Source organism: Sphingobacterium sp. B16(2022) (assembly GCF_012030425.1).
Lineage (GTDB): Bacteria > Bacteroidota > Bacteroidia > Sphingobacteriales > Sphingobacteriaceae > Sphingobacterium > Sphingobacterium anhuiense.
This window is the reverse complement of the sequence record NZ_JAAUVN010000001.1, coordinates 1,062,997-1,084,342: the sequence shown is the minus strand read 5'-3', so window position 1 is coordinate 1,084,342 and position 21,346 is coordinate 1,062,997. Positions and strand designations below refer to the sequence as shown.

General features: G+C 38.3%; 13 protein-coding genes. All 13 read right to left on the bottom strand.

Annotated features, from left to right (window positions below):
• Positions 1-99: 99 nt before the first annotated feature.
• The 13 genes from HCX49_RS04805 to HCX49_RS04745 all read right to left on the bottom strand — a co-directional run bounded on the left by HCX49_RS04805 (position 100) and on the right by HCX49_RS04745 (position 21,288).
• Complete coding sequence (locus tag HCX49_RS04805) at positions 100-561, bottom strand: hypothetical protein (protein ID WP_168126346.1); 462 nt, start codon at positions 559-561, stop codon at positions 100-102.
• A 130-nt stretch (positions 562-691) separates the two neighbouring features.
• Positions 692-2,944: a glycosyl hydrolase family 95 catalytic domain-containing protein gene (locus HCX49_RS04800; RefSeq protein WP_168126345.1), complete on the bottom strand. Its 2,253-nt coding sequence runs from the start codon at positions 2,942-2,944 to the stop codon at positions 692-694.
• 11 nt (positions 2,945-2,955) lie between these two features.
• Positions 2,956-4,551 carry a solute:sodium symporter family transporter gene (locus tag HCX49_RS04795; RefSeq protein WP_168126344.1) on the bottom strand — a complete coding sequence of 532 codons (1,596 nt, stop codon included), beginning with the start codon at positions 4,549-4,551 and terminating at the stop codon, positions 2,956-2,958.
• 22 nt (positions 4,552-4,573) lie between these two features.
• Positions 4,574-5,614: a GntR family transcriptional regulator gene (locus HCX49_RS04790; RefSeq protein ID WP_132840368.1), complete on the bottom strand. Its 1,041-nt coding sequence runs from the start codon at positions 5,612-5,614 to the stop codon at positions 4,574-4,576.
• A gap of 20 nt (positions 5,615-5,634) precedes the next feature.
• On the bottom strand, positions 5,635-7,656 hold the full coding sequence (locus HCX49_RS04785) for an alpha-galactosidase (RefSeq protein WP_168126343.1): 2,022 nt from the start codon (positions 7,654-7,656) through the stop codon (positions 5,635-5,637).
• Between the two features lie 15 nt (positions 7,657-7,671).
• Positions 7,672-8,847 carry a DUF4998 domain-containing protein gene (locus tag HCX49_RS04780; protein WP_168126342.1) on the bottom strand — a complete coding sequence of 392 codons (1,176 nt, stop codon included), beginning with the start codon at positions 8,845-8,847 and terminating at the stop codon, positions 7,672-7,674.
• A 21-nt stretch (positions 8,848-8,868) separates the two neighbouring features.
• Positions 8,869-10,056, bottom strand: a complete 1,188-nt coding sequence (locus HCX49_RS04775; protein ID WP_168126341.1) for a DUF5000 domain-containing lipoprotein — start codon at positions 10,054-10,056, stop codon at positions 8,869-8,871.
• A 24-nt stretch (positions 10,057-10,080) separates the two neighbouring features.
• Entirely contained in the window at positions 10,081-11,979 is a 1,899-nt protein-coding gene (locus tag HCX49_RS04770; protein ID WP_168126340.1) for a RagB/SusD family nutrient uptake outer membrane protein, read from the bottom strand.
• 14 nt (positions 11,980-11,993) lie between these two features.
• The gene (locus tag HCX49_RS04765) at positions 11,994-15,185 is read right to left on the bottom strand and encodes a SusC/RagA family TonB-linked outer membrane protein (protein ID WP_132840375.1); all 3,192 of its coding nucleotides are present in this window, start codon (positions 15,183-15,185) and stop codon (positions 11,994-11,996) included.
• 350 nt (positions 15,186-15,535) lie between these two features.
• Positions 15,536-16,198 carry a ligase-associated DNA damage response endonuclease PdeM gene (pdeM, locus tag HCX49_RS04760; protein WP_021191144.1) on the bottom strand — a complete coding sequence of 221 codons (663 nt, stop codon included), beginning with the start codon at positions 16,196-16,198 and terminating at the stop codon, positions 15,536-15,538.
• A gap of 1 nt (position 16,199) precedes the next feature.
• Positions 16,200-18,680: a ligase-associated DNA damage response DEXH box helicase gene (locus HCX49_RS04755; RefSeq protein WP_168126339.1), complete on the bottom strand. Its 2,481-nt coding sequence runs from the start codon at positions 18,678-18,680 to the stop codon at positions 16,200-16,202.
• Entirely contained in the window at positions 18,677-20,275 is a 1,599-nt protein-coding gene (locus HCX49_RS04750) for an ATP-dependent DNA ligase (RefSeq protein WP_132767634.1), read from the bottom strand. The genes HCX49_RS04755 and HCX49_RS04750 overlap by 4 nt, the downstream gene beginning before the upstream one ends.
• Positions 20,272-21,288, bottom strand: coding sequence for a ligase-associated DNA damage response exonuclease (locus HCX49_RS04745; RefSeq protein WP_021191142.1), 1,017 nt, complete (start codon positions 21,286-21,288; stop codon positions 20,272-20,274). The genes HCX49_RS04750 and HCX49_RS04745 overlap by 4 nt, the downstream gene beginning before the upstream one ends.
• Positions 21,289-21,346 lie beyond the last annotated feature (58 nt).

Here is a 21,346-nt window from a genome sequence, read left to right as displayed (position 1 = left end):
AATAGCTACTATTTACTCTGAAAAGCAGTTAGAAACTAATCATTTTAAATTTAAAATAGCATTAATGGATATATACATGCGATCGGTGCTACCTCACTATTATTTAATAACGGTCAAATAAACCTGTTGCTTTCCTGCTCCTAGTTTTACATTTGGGAACTGTTTGTCATAGTCAATCATAATATCTCCTTTTTCTACTTTTCCGTTACCATCCGAATCCCATTTAACAGTAACATAATATTTGACTGCTTCATGTGCGGCTACCGCAGGCTTTATATGCGATTTATGATCTTTTGGTAAAACAAAATCAATTGTGAAAGGAACACCAGACTGTTGAATATTTTTCTCTTCCAACAGTGTTGCTGGTACATCAGCTATATTCTCTGCAACAGCATATAATTGTACTTTACCTTCTGGATTTTTTATATCTAACGGTGCTGAACCAATAAATTCTACCGTTAGTGAATCACCCGTTTTAGTTTTTTCACTCCCCTTGCTACCAGACGTACAACTTGCTAAAATGGACAATGGCAAAACTGCCAAAAAAAATATGCTTTTCATATATCACTTTATTTAAGCACTGCTACTTTCAAATTAATGCTTAAAAGTAGCTGTGTATTCTTTTTTTAAAGCTCTACACCCAAATATTATACCAAATACCTGATATAAGCATAAGGAATATTCTATATTATCAATTTTTAACAGCTTTAGTGAGCTTTAAACTCTGATTTGGTTTCAATTGTATCTGATATATAAACTTACCGTTAACTTCCTTCATCAATTTTGCGTCTTTAAGTACAGTTGCACTCAAAAGTTGAATAGTCTGATGCTCTAAAGATCTTAAAACAACAGATTCAACCTTCTTATTTTTCCATATCAATTCGTGAATCAAAATGTTTCCTCTAGCTTTCAATCCTTTAATTTTACCATCTTTCCAATTATCTGGCAATGCTGGCAATAACTCGATCATATTATTCTGTGATTGTACGATCATTTCACTAACAGCGGCAACATAACCTAAGTTACCATCAATCTGAAATGGTGGATGTGCGCAAAGCAGATTCGCGTATACCCCACCGCCATTATCATAATCGATCCCTTCACCTCCTACGAGATTAATAAAATTTTTCAAGATCTGGTAAGCATGATTACCATCTTGTAACCTAGCCCAAAATGCTACTTTCCAAGCCATAGACCATCCTGTAGATTCATCTCCTCGCGCATTTAGTGTTACTTTTGCCGCATTAGCTAATTCTGGGGTTTCCCATTTAGATATTTGTCGTCCTGGATATAGGCCAAACAAATGGGAAACATGTCTATGCTTATCATTAGGATCATCACGGTCGGTTTCCCACTCTTGCAACTGCCCCCATTTTCCAATTTTTGGTTTTAATAATGCAATGCGAAGTGTTTCGATATGCTTGCCATATGTTTTATCAATTTGTAAAATTTGACAGGCCTCAATATAATTCGTAAAAAGGTCGAAAATGATCTGATGATCGTAACTCACAGCATCTTCGGTAGGTCCGTGTTCAGGTGACCAGCCCATGGGTGCCACTACAGTTCCATCATCACGACGAACAAGTCTATCATCCCAAAATTGACATATTTCCTTTAATATTGGATAAGCAAAATCTCTTAAATACGCTTTGTCAAGATTAAATGCATAGTGTTCCCAAAGTGCCTGCGCATACCATGCACTGCCTGGTGTATTCCAGGAGAAGCTTTCTCCTCCAAAAATATTATTTTCAGTACGAACCGTCCAACCGCGAACTCCTGGAAATTCTTTTTGTGTATTTTCCTTCTTTACTTCGCGCATACTATTGATGTAATCCAGATATGGCCATGCAGATTCGCTTAGATTTGCAACCTCAGCAGGCCAATAGTTCATTTGCACATTGATATTGGAATGGTAATCTGATCGCCATGGAGGGGTATTACTATTATTCCATAATCCCTGTAAATTGGCGGGTAGTCCGCCCTTACGAGAAGAGCTTATAAGCAGGTAGCGCCCATACTGATAGATAAGGGATTCTAGCGCCGGTGATGGCTTTTGCTTATAGTGCTGCAGCAGTTTTTTTGTCGTTAGCTCCTGCGATAAATCTTCAGTCCCCAATTGTAACTGTACTCGAGCAAAAAGTGATTGATAATCTTTTAAGTGTCTGGTAAGTAATTGATCAAAATGATATTTAGCAGCCTCTTGAATATATCTCTTGTTCGCTTCTAATGGCTTTTCATTCGCTTTCCAATTCGTAGACCGCGTATTGGCATAATCTGTCGCCGCACTCAAAAGTATAACGATTTTATCTGCCGATTGAACCTGGATAAATATTTCGCCATCCTCTCCTTTTGTCTCCAAAACCTCTCCCCCTTCCGTTTTCACGTGGAGGCGTGCAGCATATTCCATACCATTGGACAGTACACCACTGAACACCAAATCGCCAGCTATCGATTTTGTTAGTTTGCCGTGACTATCTTTAAGTCTGATGGTTGCATTTAGTGATTTTTTATTTTCATTTGTGTATTCCATTACCATCACCTGGTCCGGATTACTAGCGAAGTATCTGCGGCTTCTTTTTTGATTATCTTGATTGTATGTGATATGGTGCAAGGCCTGATCTAAATCTAATTTTCGGCTATAGTTTGAGAAAGGTTTTGCTCCAACCTGTCCAAATTCAACAAACACCTCCCCAAAAGCCTGATATTCTCCGGTTTCCTGTTCGTTACCGGTCCATAGACTGTTCTCATTAAATTGAATATGTTCCTTATTCACTCCTCCGAATATCATGGCACCAATACGACCATTTCCGATCGGATAAGCTTCAGTCATCCAATCCTTAGCAGGTTGATCATCCCATAGAAAATACTGCTGGCCATAAACAGTCGTTTTTACAAAAAATATCAATACTACAATGAATATATATGCTCTTTGTGATTTTAACATAAAAAATAGATTTATTGGGCTAGGCCCAAGGGTGAAAAAACAATGTAAATCGCTATCATCACTAAAATTAGGATGGTACCGACCAAATGCCTTCCTTTCCAATAGGAAGTACGATCCAATCCTGAAAATTCAAATTGAAAAGTGGATTTATAATGAGGTTGTGTTACCTTACTGCCTATCCAGATAATAATCGCTATAATGACAAATAATAAGGCAAATAAATGCAGATAATGCAGGTCTAGTTTCCAAATAAACACAAGGGTAAAATAGCTGATCATGTATAAAAACAGTCCCAGTTGAGCCATCGCTGGGGTTACCCTTTGGGATAAAATACCCATCACCATGATCGTAAAAATAGGCATATTAAAAAGTCCTGAAACCGTCTGCAAATACGTATAGAAACCATCATGTGCAAAAAGGATAAAAGGTGCAATAAACATGGCTGACAAAGAAATGATGAGTTCAAAATATTTGCCTTTTTTTACGAGCTGGCTTTCCGACACGATGATATTACGTTGCTTCAGATAAGGTTTATAGATATTAAATATAAATAAACTACCGCAACTTTGTAATCCCGCAGTGTATGTAGTCATAGCGGCACCAAAAACAAGTGCGAGTGAAAAACCAACAAGAATATCAGGGAAAATATGAACAATCAGATTAGGAAATACAGATGCCGAGGGCTCAACTTTTGGCAAGAGATGTATGGCCAGAAGTCCTGGAAGATTAATAAGCAAGGGCATCAATAATTTGCCCCCTGCGGCCAGTGTCATTCCTTTCTGTGCTTCCTTTAAATTTTTTGCACTTAAGGTTTGTTGGGCGATGTATGGCTCCATACCCCAGTAGTAGAAATTGATCAGTAACATGCCGGTAAAGAGCGTCGAAAAAGGTACCGCATCGTGTTTATCTCCCACGGCATTCAAGTGCTCTGTTTTATTCAGAAATACTTGCTGAACTCCTTCCCATATGTTTCCACTGCCCAGATACCAAAATGCATATACTGGAATTATCAGAGCAAGTAAAAATAGTCCCAAACCTAAACTGACATCAGATAAAGAAATTAATTTCAATCCACCTAATATGCTATACAGGCTACCAATAATTCCTAAAGCCCAGACAAGTACCCAGATACTCTGCCAATAACTAATCTGAAAATAGGCAGGTACATCAAACATGATTGCCAAACTTAACGCCCCTCCATACAAAACTGGAGGTAATAAATTAACGATGTAGCCAACAAGGATAAGTACGGAAACGATTAACTTGGTCTTCGCATTAAATCTCAGCGATAGAAAATCGGGTATGGTTCGAAAACCATGTTTGAAATAAATCGGTAACAGAAACTCCGAAACGACTAACATGGCGACCACCGAACTCACTCCCCATCCTATAACAGATAAGTTGTTAATGTAAACAGATTCGTTTTCACCAATAAATTGATTTGCACTTAGGTTGGTCAACAGAAGTGCAGATCCAACCATCCAGAAGCTATTACTTTTACCGGCTAGAAAAAAACCGCTTAATGTAGTCGTATAATACGATTTATACTTTAACAGAGACCATAATGCTACTAAAACCGTAAAAAAGCAAAAACTTGCAACTATCATATCAATTTGTCTACCTTATCTGTTAAAGTGATTTTCGATCTACCAGCTCAGTCGGTACAATCATTTTTACAGGGACCCGCTGTGAAACAAATTTTGCAGCTTCTTGACCTATCGTATGAAAACTGGTGGAAAATGTTGTAATCCCCCCGCTTATGATTTCTTTGATGACATCATCATTATGAGAAAGAATCCCCAGGTCCTTTCCTAATCTCCATTTTTTTTGCAAAATATCTTTCAGCATCAGGTACAGTTCTGGATTGTGAATCGTAAAATAAAGCGTATCCTTTTCTAAATTACCGGGCTTATATTGTTTTTCAATATGCCCCTTTATTTGATACTTATCCAAAAATTTCAGAAATGCATTTTTGATTTCATTGGGTTCTGCTGTGTTTTCTCTAAAATAAAAGATAATTTCTCTATACTTTTTTATTTTAGGATACAGCTGTTCAAAAACTTTATAAGTAGAGTTCTCAAATTCTTGAGCTATGTACGAATACTCGTCGCCTAAATCCAATAAACGATCAATAATTAAAAGCTTTGAAGGAGATATGGATCTTAATAGCTGGACCGAAGCTTTATTTTCAATAGGAGCTACAATGTAAACCGTATATTTTCCCTGGATACGATTAAAAATATCTTCAAAAGTCTCCATATTATTATGGTGGAAAAATAAATCGACGGATACTTCTTCTGGAAGATTTGAACGCAATTCCGATACTAACGTATCTTGAAATGTATCATAAGCATACAACACGACAGCCACTTTTTGTTTCATCTGGGTGTTATTACTTACGACAAAATATCCTTTTCTATTTTTAGACTCAACAACTCCATGCGCTATAAGATCCCGGTATGCCTTTGAAAAAGTTTCTCTGGCATATCCGAGGTAATGTATCATATTATTGACTGATGGAAGACTGGAATGCACTTCTAGCTCATTTGCATCGATCGCATCCAGCACTCCTTGAACAATACACTCATGTTTAGAAAGTGTATTTAATGATTCTAACCGTTTTATCCGCGCGATTAAAGTTGCACTATTTTCTTCTTTGGATATTTTCATATATAAATACTAAATAGGAGTTAAAGGGTGATTCTAAAAAGTTTACCGCCTCCTTCATTAAATGCAATTGGCAAATCAGATTTTATGTTCTGCTTTGTTTTGGTAAATAATTCTTCTGCTACATACTGTTGCGCAGGATTCAAACCTAAAGGTGTGAAATCCACAGCAACATGTTGCTTTTCATTGCTAAAATTAAAAATAGCAACATAAAGATACTTACCCGATTTCTTAAAATAGCATTGGTTTGCAGATTTTCCCTCCACAAATCCAGCTGGTCTAAAACTTTTACCATCTGCTATGACCTTTAATATTTCTGAATCTTGAAGATAAACATTCATATTTTTTTGCCAATTTTCTTTCTTCGACAAATCATCACCAAGGATAATCGTACCTGCAACAATACCGGAAAGTAATCTTGCGTTGTTTACATTTTCCGGTTCGTCATGAAAGACCAGGTGATCAGCATCAATAAAATCATACAGATACGTTTGCCACCAACCGTAGCTCACACTGTTCAGTGTATACTCAGTCTGGTCAAGCGTTTTCCATGCATCGCATGCTATGCGTCTCATATGAGCAAATTGATTCGTTGCTAATGATGGAGAGATCGCCGCATAAATGAGCATTTTGCCTTTCAAGACATCTACCAGATGTTTCATTCCAACAGCATAGGCTTGCATTCCCGTAGACGTATTTTTATCATAAAACCCTGTCGACTCAATAGCAGCATGTGACAAGAAGTCTATTTTAATCATCTTGAATCCGCACGCAACCAGTTTGCCCAATATGACATCCATACGTGCCAATGTACCCGGATGCGTAGGATCCAAAGCACGTCCACCATCCAAGTTGTGATAGCCACTTTTCGTTTTGGTCCACATATCACCAAATTTATAAGAACTTCCCTCCGCTGTTCGGTTAGGTCCACTGCCATGTCCCCAATCGGTAAAAGGAGCCCAGTATACACCTGGTTTAAGACCCAAAGAGTCACAATAATGTACAAATTTTTCAAGTTGACTATAATCTCCCGACATACCTCCTGGTGTCATATTGTCCCAAAAAGAATCTAAATCAATAAAAGCATCACCGTCTGCATTGCGAAAATGAGGAATATCTTTTTCAAAATATTGTGCTGTAGCGGTAGCATTCTGAAAATTAATTTTTTCCTGAATCACGCCCCAACTGTTCCAACCAACAGGCGTAGCAGCTGTCCACTGCTGTACATAAGGTGTTTGTAGTTGGCGATGGATCTTTGCATAGTCCTCCATTCCAACACGCCAATCTTTCACATAAGAAATCAAATACTTCGGCGAAATAATACGATTGCCTTTTATAAACCCGTGTCCCATAGAATCTCGGGTAATATTAACATCCGTAAATCCTGTTTTTATTGCAAGAAAATCATAATTATTTTGATTTCCTCCAATGGATATACCCGATTTCCAGACAGACTGGTCTAAGGAACCGATAACCAATCCATGATTACTATTCTTATCATAAACAACACCCACTTCAGCGCTTACTTTATTTGTTTTTGAAAGGGATTCATTTTCATAAGAAATAAAAGTATCATTATCAAAAGGTACTGCAACTTGATATAATGCTTTACCAAGTCCACTTATATTCGCCTGCATATATAAAGGAGACATATCATTACTTGCTATGTTTTTTCCGTTAATTTCCAATTGAACTAAAATAATCGGTTTCTGGTCGTATAGAAAAAAATGTTGCTTCATCTCTATACCGGCTTTAGTTTTTGAAGATACTGTATACTGTTTCCCTTTTCCTAAAGCATCCGCAACAACTTGTTCACTTATTTTTGAAACTCCGTTCAGATTTTCAGAACTGACACGCGTGCCATCTGAAAGAACTGCATAAGAAACAGCATCTTTTATAATCAAATTATTATTTTGGGACACACTATATTTCCCTGTTCCTCGGTCGTATTTAAATACCAGTTCATTTTTTTTTACTTCAAATATTTGAGCCTGTACCTGAAGAGAAGTGGCGAGTATTAAAAATATTCCTAAAATTTTTTTCATAATTTATATCATCTATTATTGTAATGTGATTTGAAAAGCATCAATTTTCATATAATGATCAGGTTGAAAATTAAGCAGCATTCCCATATTAACCGTTACTTTCTCTTTAATATCAAAATAAATTCCATCAGATTTCACTTCTGTATACAATAGTGCATCATTAATCTGTTCCCAATCGGGGATAGTTTTATTCGATTTACTGATTACCAGATATGCAGGAGGTTGATCATAATTTGTTGCTGACAAAGTACAGAAAAATCTGTATTTTCCAGGAAGAAGTGTAACCTGTTGTTCAATTTTACCATTTACAATAGCAGGAGCTCCCCATCCAGCTTCCACATTGACCACTCCCCCATCATCAGAAGCAAAACCACCAAAACCATTGTGATTTTTCATACTTGAATTTGTTATCCAATCATTCAGCGTACCCCATCGGTTTCCATCATAAGCAACAGATGTAAAAGGTTTCTTAAAGTTTTTTAAATACCAGGCCGTAATATCTCCCTTGGGTATTAACTTCGTCGGCTGTACCACGAAAGTATCGATCGCATTACTATCCGGTCTAAAAATAGTCTGATAAGACAGTTCACTATAAAGTGCGTAATGAGAAAGAAGTATTTGTGCATTCTGGGATTTTGTTTTCACTAAAGTATCGATCATCTTTCCATCATCTTTTTTGTACTTGATACGCATAGCGTCAGCTCCCATAGTAGTGGCAACATCCTGTGTTACCAATTGCAACTGCTGACCTGCAACAAAATTTTGTTGCACTACAGAACGCTGAAATAATCCTTCGCGATATCGCTCGCCATAGATTGATCCCACCAGATTTGTTGGTATCGATAATCTTCCTTGAGGATCTAATGTTCTGACTTCAAAATTCATCGGTCCTTCAGGCAGGTTTTCGATCAAGCAACGAACGGTATCATTTGCGTTCTTCAGCTGAACCGGAAATCGCATGGAGTCTTGTTTACTGTTCCAATAGACACGGATTTCGGAGATTCCTGTACTCACCCGGAAAACACCCTCAATCTGTACCCTATATTTACCTGATCGGACTTTAATGGAATCTAATTTCGCAGGATAAATTTGCTCTTGGCCATTTGTGTACTTGGTAAAATCATCCATTTTAGAACAGGATGCCAACATCCAAGCACCAAATAAGGATAGTACGAATATATATAGTTTCATATTCTTTATTTTTTTAAATTATCAATAAACACCCCAGACCTGTACTTGAGCGATCTGCATAAAATAACTGCCTCTCCAATTGCGAAGATTTCTAATCCTTAAATATTTATATTTAGGTGCATCTTCTGGAAGGTCAAATGACCAGCCCGCTATACCATAGACTTCGTCTGCATTGGTATTTGTGCCTGATGGTGTTCCAGAAGGTTTTCGAACTGTGCAAGTTGCCAATTTGGTCCAAAACTCCCAAGAACCATCTAAATTTGGATTATTACTTGCCCAAACTTCAAAATCACGGAGATTCCCCTTATCATAGAATCCGTTCTCTCTCCTCGGGAACACGACAATCCGACTCATCTTTGCTTCTTTTCCGACCGAGAAAGTTAAAGACTGCGGAGTACCGGCACTTTCTACTGTATAAAGAGAAGGCCATCTTGAAGGATTCATATTACCATCCCACATACTTTCAACTGTACCATATAAAACTTGAGCATCACCCGGCAAGCGCAATGAACTGAACTGCTGACGATCAAAAAGATTTTCTTCCAGCGGTTTCAACGTTTTATAGAGCGTATCTGATGTATTGAGCCATCGGTCACGAATGTAAAATGCGAATTTCATTTCCTTCGATTTTAATCCGCGTATATTGTAAAGTATTACTGAATCTTGACTATAATAATTATCCAAAGGAAGGAACTCCCCATTATTTAGAGAATCCACCATAGGAACAATAACAATATTTCCTTTTTCCTTATTGATAGAAGTGATGCGAACACCACCAAAAGTTTCGACAACCTTTAACTGACCGTATACGAGATCAAAAATTGGCGTTTTTGGTTCAACGGTAACGTCAACGGGGTCAGATGCAATTTCAGCTTTACTGACAGCATATAGTTTAACAACATGCTTCTGTGTATCGGGAAATCCATCAATAAGAATTTCATTTTTGTACTGCGATGATTTAACGACGCGGTTTTCGCCATTGGCCATTTGATAAGTTGCCTTGACATAAAGCAAATTATCGCTTTCTGGTAAAGAATAACGAATCGTGGCATTACCAAAACCGTTGGTCACGGATACGTTTGTGATAACACCCGGTTTAGCTTGATCATCTTCCAGCAGGTTCCAACCTTTTTCCTCTTTACAGCCACTTACAGCAAATAGTAAGGCTATCAAGAGCACTATATTTTTGACATATATTAAATTTTTCATAATTTCTTCAGATTTAAGATCATACTACCATCCTGGATTTTGTACTAAATTGGGATTAACAAGCAGGTTATTTTCGCGGATTGGCCAGAAATAATCACGCGGTGCCACAAAACGCTGCTGAAAGAAAGTAAGTTCTTTATAGAACAATTCGGGATGGTCCTTATCTTGGTTTCTATCCCAGCCGGTTATATTCTTATTGAGTTCCTGCGCCGCGAGCTTCCATCTTTTTAAATCCCAATATCTTGAGCCTTCAAAGCTCATCTCTATATTTCGTTCGCGTTGGATGATCAGTCGCAAACCGTCTTTTGTATTTGGTTTATTACTATTAAATGAATATTGACTCCAAGATTCTTTAACACCTTTCAATCCCGCTCTAGCTCGAATTTTATCCAAATACAAAAAAACATCTTCAGCAGGACCCTGACTTTCATTCAAAGCCTCTGCATACATCAGATAAAGGTCTGCCAGTCTTAATATTGGCCAAGGGTATTCCTCTATATGGGAGCTGTTGCCATCCTTAAAAGCAAATTTCCAGTTAACAAGTTTCTTTGGGTAGTATGTCGTGATGGGGATGGAAATCCCACTTCCGAATAACCCTAAGCGTAGTTGAGTTGTCCATGTATTTTCGTCACTACGGCTCGGACTGTTTTCCATAAACCATACGCCTCCATCAAATCCAACATTTGCATAAAAGCGATTTTCACGGTCAAAGTGCAGACGTGCCGTCTGGTAATTTTCAATATTATTGAAACGTTCACTATGGTTACCTCTCCGAAGCTGATTTTTATTAGAAAAATCTAAGGTTTTATCCTCTTCTATAGGCACACCATTACTCGTATAAAACTGTTCAATTATTTTTATTGTAGGTGCTAAAGTACCATGAACACTATTATTTCCAGAATTATTAGGATCAATATGTGCCATTGAAGAATACTGCATCTGCCAAGCACGAGAAGTTGGATTAGCCCAAATGGTTTCTTTATTCCATTTTTCAGTCACAGCATTTCTGATGCTCATCTGCGTTATTGTGGTATCTGACAAAGGGAATACCGTTCCTGGAAATTTATACAAACCAATTCCTAAACTCTCACAGGCTACAATTGCTTCTTTTGCAGCCTGCGCGGCCTTTTGCCATTTCTCGATTTGAAAACTCTGATTAAAAAATAGACTGCCATCGACATTTCTAAAATTGGCAAAATCTTTATTACCGTTAAATAAAGGGCTAGCCGCATACAAAAGTACCTTGGCTTTTATTCCCATAGCAATAGGTTTGGTAATACGACCTAAATCAGTAACAGGCGATTGTACGGTATTGGGAAGCTTGACTATAGCATTATCCAATACTTTAACAATATAATCAACAACTTCATCGATCGATTGACGTTTGACTTTAGCAGCTTCTATAGACGTGTTTACATCTAAGTTGACATCCATAATCGGAAATGGGCCATAATGGCGCATCAACATAAAATGATAATAAGCTTTTAGGAACAAGACCTCTCCCTCCCAGGTAGTTCTTTCATCTTGGGTTAAGTCCCGTACCTTTTCCGGATTGCGTATGTTTTCCAAAAAAATATTACAGTCACGAATCCCATTAAACATTGCGCCATCCCAATAATTGACATAGGGGTTCGTGACATTCTGGTTACCTCTGGCAATATTCCAGTTCGTCCCATCAATACTGAGCGTCGGATAGTCTAGCCAAAACTCATCTCCAGCCATATAAGCCGGGTTACGCGTCGGATCACCATCCTGAGGCAAATAAGAATAACAGGTTGCTAAATATTTAATTGCCTCACTTCGCATCGTAAAAGCATTATCAATAGTTGCAACGTTGTCGGGTACAACATCTAAATAACTACAAGCTTGAAGAAACAATACCCCTGACACAATCACTGATTTTAATATAGTTAACTTTTTCATGATACATTTCTTTTTTAAAATCCAATATTAATACCCACATTATAAACTGCTTGCACTGGGTATCCTAAGCCCTCACCACCCATTTCAGGATCCCACATTTTAAATTTGCTCCATACTGCGAGATTCATCGCATTGACATAAAAGCGAACATTTGACATCTTTAGTCTGGTCAGAAACTTATCCGATACATTATAACCCAGCTCAACAGATTTTAGGCGCAGAAAAGCACCATTGCGCATCCACCATGTTGAAAACTGATTGTTGTTATTATTAAAACCATCCGTCAACCGAGGCCAGAATGCACGAGTATCTTGATTGTCCTCGGACCAATAACTGTTCGCCACTTCTTGTAACAGTCCATTTTGATAAGGTCCATTTATAGCAAATGGTGTTATGTTACCCGGATCAATAAAAAATGAAGACCGTGCAGAACCCTGTAAAAATGCACTTACATCAAATCCTTTAAAACCAACTGAAAATCCCATACCATAGATGATTTCCGGATCGGTAGGATAACCAATTGGCACTTTATCCAGATCTGTTATTTTACCATCGCCATTTACATCTCTGTATTTGATATCACCTCCCATTGTTCTAAAAGCACCACCAAAGTTTTGCAATGGCGAATTTTCGGCTTCCATATCGTCAACAAATAGTCTTTCTGCAATTAATCCATATCCCTGCTTTATCGGAAGTCCTAAATGTGTGAGGTAACTGAGATTATCAGGATAATTAGGCTCTTCATTGACCAATAATTTGTTAGTGGCATACGTCATATTTCCCCTTAACTGTGTCCACCACGTGTTTTCAAAAGATTTATTGTAATCTAATGCTAGATCAAATCCCCTACTTTGCACTTTACCTAAGTTGGCATGGATATTTGCCTGAAAACCAGTAGTCGAAGGAATATTAGAACGCACCATTAAGATATTAGTCCGTTTTGAATCATAATAATCAAACACGACACCTAAACCGTTTTTTAAGTTCAGATCAAATCCGGCATCAAATGTTGTTGCTTTTTCCCAGGTAATATCACGATTCTCGTAACGCGATATAGAATAGCCTGGTCTAGAATAATCCCAGTTGTTTCCCCATGAAAATCCCTTACCGCTATTGTTTGGATTGACCTGAGACAGGTAAAAGAACCGGTCATTTTCATCTCCAATCTGATCATTACCAACCAAACCATATGTGGCCCTAAATTTCAATCTCGAGACAGAAGAAGTCATAAAATCAAACATTTTTTCTTCATGCAGATTCCAACCTACACCAAATGATGGAAAAAATCCAAACCGATGATCTTTGGAAAAACGCTCCGATCCGTTATAACCGAAATTAAACTCGAAAAGGTATTTATTCTTAAAGGCGTATGTACCACGTCCCGATACGCCAAGGTTTCGTGCGGGCAAAGAAGCTTGCAGATCTCCTCCATTTGCTGTTTGATAATTCCGAATAATACCTATCAACATCCCGGTTAGATCATGATCTTCACCTATCGTACGGTTATAGTTAAGAGCAAACTCTCCATAGGTAGTCGTATTCAATATTTTATTACCTTGATTATAATCTAAATATTCTGTCCCTTCATTTTCATTCAGCAGACTTAATATCGAATTATCAGTTCCCGGTATCTTGACTAAATTATAGTAAAACGGTTTGAAACTTCTCATAACGGAGAAATAAGAGTAGCGTTGCGTGTAAGCCATTAATCTCGCGGACAAACCTTTTGTCAGAAAGTCAAAGTTTTGCTTTAGTTCAAGTTGTACATTAACAGTTGAACTATTGTACTCCTGAAAACCATTTACCATATTAGCATATGGGTTATTATACAAGGTCTTAGTTGTTGGAATATAATTATTACCAAATAACGGATGTGTCGAATAAGGCAAATAAGACGACGGATAGATGGCTGGAAACATCACCGGATTAGACCAAATCGCTTCGCGAAAGACACGTTGACCGCCGTTGATCAAATTACCCCATTTATCATATCCACCTAATGGACCGGTATAATCATCAAATTGAGCAGATGTACGAATAATCCCTGTCGTTGTAGGCGTAATATTAAGCGTGATATTTGAACGTAGCGAGTAATTCTTTAAATTAATATTATTATCAAAACTATTCCCTTGTTCCGTTTTTAAAATCCCTTTATCACTATTTAAAGTACCTGCAACATAGTATTGCGCTAAATTTCCACCACCAGACACGTTAAAATTAAAACGTTGATTATTGGTGTGATCTTTTATTAATTGATCTATCCAATTATTGTTCGGATATAGAAGTGGATCGTCACCATTTTCAGTATGGTCAATTTTATTTTGACTATAAGGAAGTGTACCTCTAGGATCGCGCGTTAAGACAGCCTCATTGGCCATCTTCATGTAAGTAATATTATCTGCAAATTTAAAATTACGCGTGTTGGTCGAGATTGAATTTTCAAATCGTGCATTAAATTTAGCCTTTCCTACGATACCACTTTTTGTATTGACAAGCACAACCCCATTTGCACCTCTAGCTCCATATAATGCTGAAGCTGCGGCATCTTTCAAAACTGAAAACCCGGCAATATCATCTGGTTGCAACCTTGCTAATGCTGTTGTATTAGATTCCATTCCGTCAATCAGGATCAGTGGATCCTTTTTTCCTGCTCCAAATGATCCAACACCTCTGATGAAAAAAGATGCATTGTCATTACCGGGCTCACCACTTCGCTGGTAAGCGATCAAACCGGCAACACGCCCCGCCAACATAGAAGTCAAATTGGAAGTGGGACCTTTAATTTCTTTGGGATTGATCGAAGTGATCGAAGCAACCATACTGGTTTTCTTTTGCGTGCCATAGGCAACAACAGTCACTTCATCCAAACTAGAACTCGAAGATGCGAGATAAATGGTTAACCTAGTTTGATTTTCAACTTTAACGGATTTACTTTCAAATCCGACCGAAGTAAATTGCAAAACATCGCCAATATGCGCTTCTTTAATTAAAAATTGCCCTTGCGAATCTGTGGATACTAATGCTTTTTTTCCTTTTATTGCAATGGTAACATTTGAAATTGGCAATTGACTCACACTATCCAGTACGATACCTTTTAATTCAAATGATGGTGATTGACCCCATGCAAGGTTAGAAATGAGTAAGAAAAAAAAGACAATACCTAATCTGTGCCATTTACAGAATTGATGATACAAATAATCGTTCATAATTAGTTATTATTTTATAGTTGGTTTATGAGATAAAGTAGCACATTAGTCTATACTATTCTATCCTACTACAATAGTATAAACAAATTTTCATATCTCCAAACATTTTTATTTCTTATTACTCTTCGAAAAGGATTTAATTGACTTAAAATGCGGCAGGTTTTGGTTGCTATTTTTTATAGGGACATAAAAAACACAGGTATTGAGAAGTAAATAATATTATAAATAATTTACATCGAATCAGAAATACGATCTATTATTTTGATAAGGGTTAATTTGATTTACCCTTATTTTAAGTGAGATCATTGCTCAGAAATAGAATAGCAATAAGATTAGTGAGGTCAGTTTATTCAAATTTCAGCTCTGCGTGTTCCCATTGGGAGTACCCGTTGAGCTGTTATCGCAAAAACTTCCTTTTCTTTAGTAAGTTCGATTAGAGACAATCCTGTAAACAAACTAAAAGCAGGTAAAAGTGCCGCCGTATCATCAAAGACAAAACAAGGTAATTTTATCCGTTGTCGGGCCTTCCCTTTTAACAAGATACCTGGATGTATATGTCCTGAAAATATAAACTTCCCCCGATCTGGTGCATCTTTTCTATTATGAACAAAACAAAACTCACCCAGTTCATAGTAATCTGAAAACAGTTTTATAGCGAGTTCCTCATAGAATAGAACGGATAATCTTTCATGATTTCCCTTCACTAGAATAATCTCTAATGATGCATACTTCTTTCTCCATTCACGAAATGTTTCCAGATCCAGATTATGATCGTGATGAAACATATCACCTGTTACCAATAAGGTTTTGGGATTATAAACTTCCAATAGTTTATCCAGGCGCAGCATATCGGTATCGGACACCTGTTTAGGAATCTGTAATCCCTCCTTCCTAAAATGTCCGGATTTACCTAAATGAATATCACTGATGACCAGCATGTGATATTCCGGTATATAGAGAGCCCGGTCTTTATCCAGGATGATCGTTTTTCCTCTTTTTATAATTCTGTACATCTTAATCCAAGTTTTTAAACACTGCGGCCTTCATCTTTTCAATTCGTGCTTCGAGTTCTTCAGAACTCATGCTCTCCCGCATACTATCCACTTTGATCGGGAAAGAAAATGGAGTAAAACGCTTTGCCCACTTTAAAACGATGGTACTTTGCTGTATTCTATTCAGCGCATGCAACAAACGTGGCTCTTCGAGCTGATAATGAAAGTTTTCATCATAAGCCTGACGCAATAAGAGATTTTTGGGATCATAGGATTCAAAAACATCAAAGAACAAAGCGGAAGAAGATTGAATCTGCTTATTCTTTAAATATTTACCGGGATAACCCTGAAATACCAGTCCCGAAATACAGGCAATATCTCTAAACTTTCTCTTTGCCATCTCCGTGGCATTGATACTGGCACTGATATCTGCGCTTAGGTTATCGGGAGAAAAAACGTCATAGACAATAGCATCATCCATCGGTATTTCTTGATCACTCAGCAATTCAAAACCATAATCATTCATCGCTATTGAAAAAGTAATAGGTATCAATCTTGAAATTCGGTAGGCTATAAGTGCCGCCATAACCTCGTGTACCAATCGCCCTTCAAATGGATAAGCAAAAAGATGATATCCTTCTTTCGTATGTATTAATTCTACTAGAAACTCATCCGCCCTAGGTACATGTGTAATCGATTCCTGCAATTCGAATAAGGGTTTCATCACCTTAAGCTCTTCCTCTTCATGTTCTCCGACCAATACCTGACTGTATTTCTGACGCAGGATAGCACCTAAATTAGAACTCAAGGGCAATCTACCCCCCAGCCAGCTTGGTGTTATGGTTTTTTTATGCTGACTTCTTTTAACAAGCACAAGCATATCTCTGACCATTACAAACTCCAAACTTCTACCTGCGAGATTAAAACGGTCACCCGGTTTTAGTTTTGACACAAAATACTCTTCAACCATACCCACATAACCTCCGGTCATAAATTTAACCTTCAGCATAGCATCGCTCACAATAGTACCTATATGCAAGCGGTGACGCATTGCGATCTGCCTATTGGTTACTTTCCATAAGCCATCTGTTTCGTCGAACACCACTTTGTGAAATTCAGGATAAGCCTGCAGACTTGAGCCTCCTTGTGTAATAAACTGCATACACCAGTCAAACTCTTCAGCCAGCAATTCAGAAAAGGCATAGGTATTCTTAACCTCCTCAAAAATTATTTTATTATCAAATCCATTTCCTACAGCTAAAGTTACCAAGTATTGCAACAAAACATCAAAAGGCAAGATAAAAGGTTCTCTACTTTCAATCTGCTGTGTTTTAGCCGCTGTTTTAATCGCGGCGACTTCTAGCAGTTCGAGCGCATGGGTCGGCATAAAATAGATCTTTGACGTTTCAAAGGGTGAGTGTCCACTTCTTCCGGCACGTTGTAAAAAACGTGCTACACCCTTTGGTGACCCTACTTGCACCACAGTATCAACCGGTTTAAAATCCACGCCCAAATCAAGAGATGAGGTACAGATCACAACTTTCAATACTCCCGTATGCAATGCTTCTTCAATCCAGTTGCGTAATTCATAATCTATCGAACCATGATGTATCGCCATCTGACCCGCAAAATCGGGATGGATCTTCAGTAAATGCTGAAACCAGATCTCTGCCTGACTTCGGGTGTTCGTGAAAACCAAGGTCGTTTTGCTCTTTTTGATAACAGGAACTAATTTATCGGCCAATTTTATCCCCAGATGCCCGGCCCAAGGTAACATTTCGATGGTATCAGGGATAATCGATTGAATCTGGATCTTCTTTTCAGTTGCCGCTTTTACAATTATTTTCAACACTTGATGATCAGGTTGCAAAACCGCTAAAGCCTCTTCGAGGTTACCGATTGTCGCCGAAATTCCCCAGATGCGAAGCGTCCTGTTTTCCCTAAAACTTACCATACCTTTGATTCGGGATAGCGCCAGCTCAACCATGACACCTCTTTTAGTGCCTAATAATTCATGCCATTCATCTGCAACTATGCAGGTTAGATCATCAAAGATATTATCGTTATTTTTCTGAGCCAGAAGTAAATGTAAGCTTTCTGGTGTGATCAATAATACTTGTGGCATGGCTCGTTTTTGTTTCTGCTTTTCAGATACTGAAGTATCGCCGTTCCGCACGCCGACCCTCCAGTCAACATCAAGCTGAAATAAAGCTTCTTCCATCGCACGTGCCAGATCTTTTGCCAATGAACGTAATGGTGTGATCCAGATTACACGCAAGCCCAATTTCCCTTTTCTTTTACTTCCATTGCCCTCCTCATTCAGATAAGCAATGATGGGTGCCAGAAAGACAGAATAGGTTTTACCAAATCCGGTAGGTGCGTTGACTAAACCACTATATCCCTCCAAGTAAGATGCCCATGTCTCTTCTTGAAAGGGGAATGGTTTTCTTTTTCGGGTTTTCAACCATTTCACAACTTTTTGATAGCCTACCGTTTTTTTCATCTTTCACTATCCCTCATAGTTGATTCTAATAGTATCTGCAGATCTTCCAGCGTATTGATGTCATCTACTTTTTTATCTCTTCTCCAGCGCACAATTCGGGGGAAACGTAGCGCAAGCCCTGCTTTATGACGCTTACTAACTGCTATTCCTTCAAAAGCAATCTCAAATACCAGTTCTGGTTTTACAGTCCGTACAGGGCCAAATTTCTCTATGGCATTTTTGACCACAAAACTATTGACCTCTTTAATCTCTTTATCCGTCAAACCTGAATAAGCTTTCGCGATCGTAATAAACTGATCTCCGTCGCGTACTGCAAAAGTATAGTCTGTAAAAAAATTAGCTCTTCTCCCGCTTCCTTTTTGCGCATAAATCATCACCACATCTATGGTAAAAGGTTCTATTTTCCATTTCCACCAATCTCCTCTCTTTCTACCGCTATGATACAAAGAATCCTGACGTTTCAGCATAATGCCTTCACTATTCAGTTCGCGAGACTTTTTCCGTTCTACAACTAAATTTTCCCAAGAATCAAAAGGAACAATCGGAGCCGTCAAAATTGTCTCCGCTATTGGCAATAACTTTTCGAGCACAGCTCTTCTTTTATGGAGCGGTTCAGCTCTATAATCCATACCGCCATATTCCAATACATCATAGGCATAGAAGGCGACAGGAGCCTCATCCAGTTGTTTTTTATTGATTGTTTTTCTATTGAGCCGTTGCTGTAAAGTACTAAACGATAATACTTCGCCTTCACGTACAGCCAATATTTCACCATCGATTACGGTACCGTTTGGCAGACCAGATAAAGCAACGTGCAATTCTGGAAACTGGTCTGTTACCAGTTCTTCCCCACGTGACCAGATAAATAATTCATCATTCCGCTTAATAATCTGCCCTCTGATTCCATCCCATTTCCACTCTGCCTGCCAATTATCCACCGATCCTAACTCATGGACAGGCACATCGATCGGATATGCCAGACAAAAAGGATAAGGCCAGGAACTATCAGTATTAACATGCAAACCACCTATCAAGTCACCAAAAGAAATTTTCTCAGGATCCCATTTTCCCATAATGCTATGCGTGATGTGATTGGTATCCAGACCTGATAATTTTGCGAGCGCGTGAATTAAATTTTTAGATGAGATACCGATACGAAAATTACCTGATATCAGCTTATTAAACACAAATCTTTCTTGCGTACTCAGCTTTTCCCAAGCGTTGAAAACAAATTCCTTTTTATCTTCATTGCTACTGTCCGACAAGTTCTTCAACGCCAATATCCATTGATGCAATGGAATATCGGATGTGGATGTAGAAGGAGGCAAAAGCAAAGCAATCGTTTCACTCAAGTCGCCAACATTGTGATAACTTTCTACAAACAACCAGGTGGGTAATCCAGTGATTTCGGTGATCCACTCTTTCAACAAGTTGGTACTGATCGTTCTTTTAGGCTTCTTCCCCGTAAACAAAGCAATAACCCAAATTTTATCGGCATCCTCCGCTTCAGAAAAATAGTCAACCAAAGCAGTTAATTTATCATTAGTTTTATTACTCTGTTCGAGTCTGGAAATTAAACGGCTAAACTTTCTCAAAGATCACCCCCTTTCTCCGCTACCGCTTCTTCATCCTCAATGCCAAATTGTGTTGTCACTGCTTCAGCAGGTATTCCCTGCTCGGTCAAATAACGGGAAAAGACCGATGTAAAACCATGCGTTACATAAACCTTTTCAGCTTCAGTTGCTTTTATGGCCGTGATCAATCCATTCCAATCGGCATGATCGCTCAGTGCAAATCCCGCATCAGCGCTCTGCCATCTTCGATGCGAACGCACCTGCATCCATCCTGAACAGATACCAACAGCAGCACCCTGCAAACTTTTGATCCACTTGCTATCTCGCATGACCGGTGGAACAATTAAAATACCCCCTTGTAGCTCATCCCTGCTCATATCCGCTGTTATTGTTTTGTAGGGAGGCAATGTAACTCCGGCCTGTTCAATAGCTACATTGAGTCGACCAATACTATTATGCACGTAGATCGGCAGATATCCTGCTAGGTTATGCAATAAACGCTGCGCTTTCCCCAAGCTGTAAGCAATAAGCACGGTCGTTTTATTATTTTCTTTATTTTGTGCTGCCCAATGCTTGATATCGTCAAATAGGACATCTTGAGGCAACCAGTTGTATACAGGAAGTCCAAATGTACTTTCAGAAACAAACGTATGGCATTTAATCGGTTCAAAAGCCGTACTAATGCCATCAAATTCTACTTTATAATCTCCAGAAATTACACAGATTTCACCTTTATATTCAAGACGAACCTGAGCAGAGCCAATCACATGTCCAGCAGGATGAAAAGAAATCTGAACACCATTTCTAACAACTTTCTCCCCATATGCCATTGATTCGACAACTAGATCCTCGCTTATACGACATTTGATAATCGCCTTTGTCAAATGGTGGCACAGATAGTATTTATTGCCCCAGCGCACGTGGTCTGCATGTCCATGCGTGGTTACAGCATAATCTACCGGCAACCAGGGGTCCACGTAAAAATCACCTTGTTTACAATAAATACCGCGATTAGTAAAAGTTATCAATCCCATATATTTCTAATAACAAGCATGCCGCGAATTAGTTTACATCGCATATTGATGAGCAACT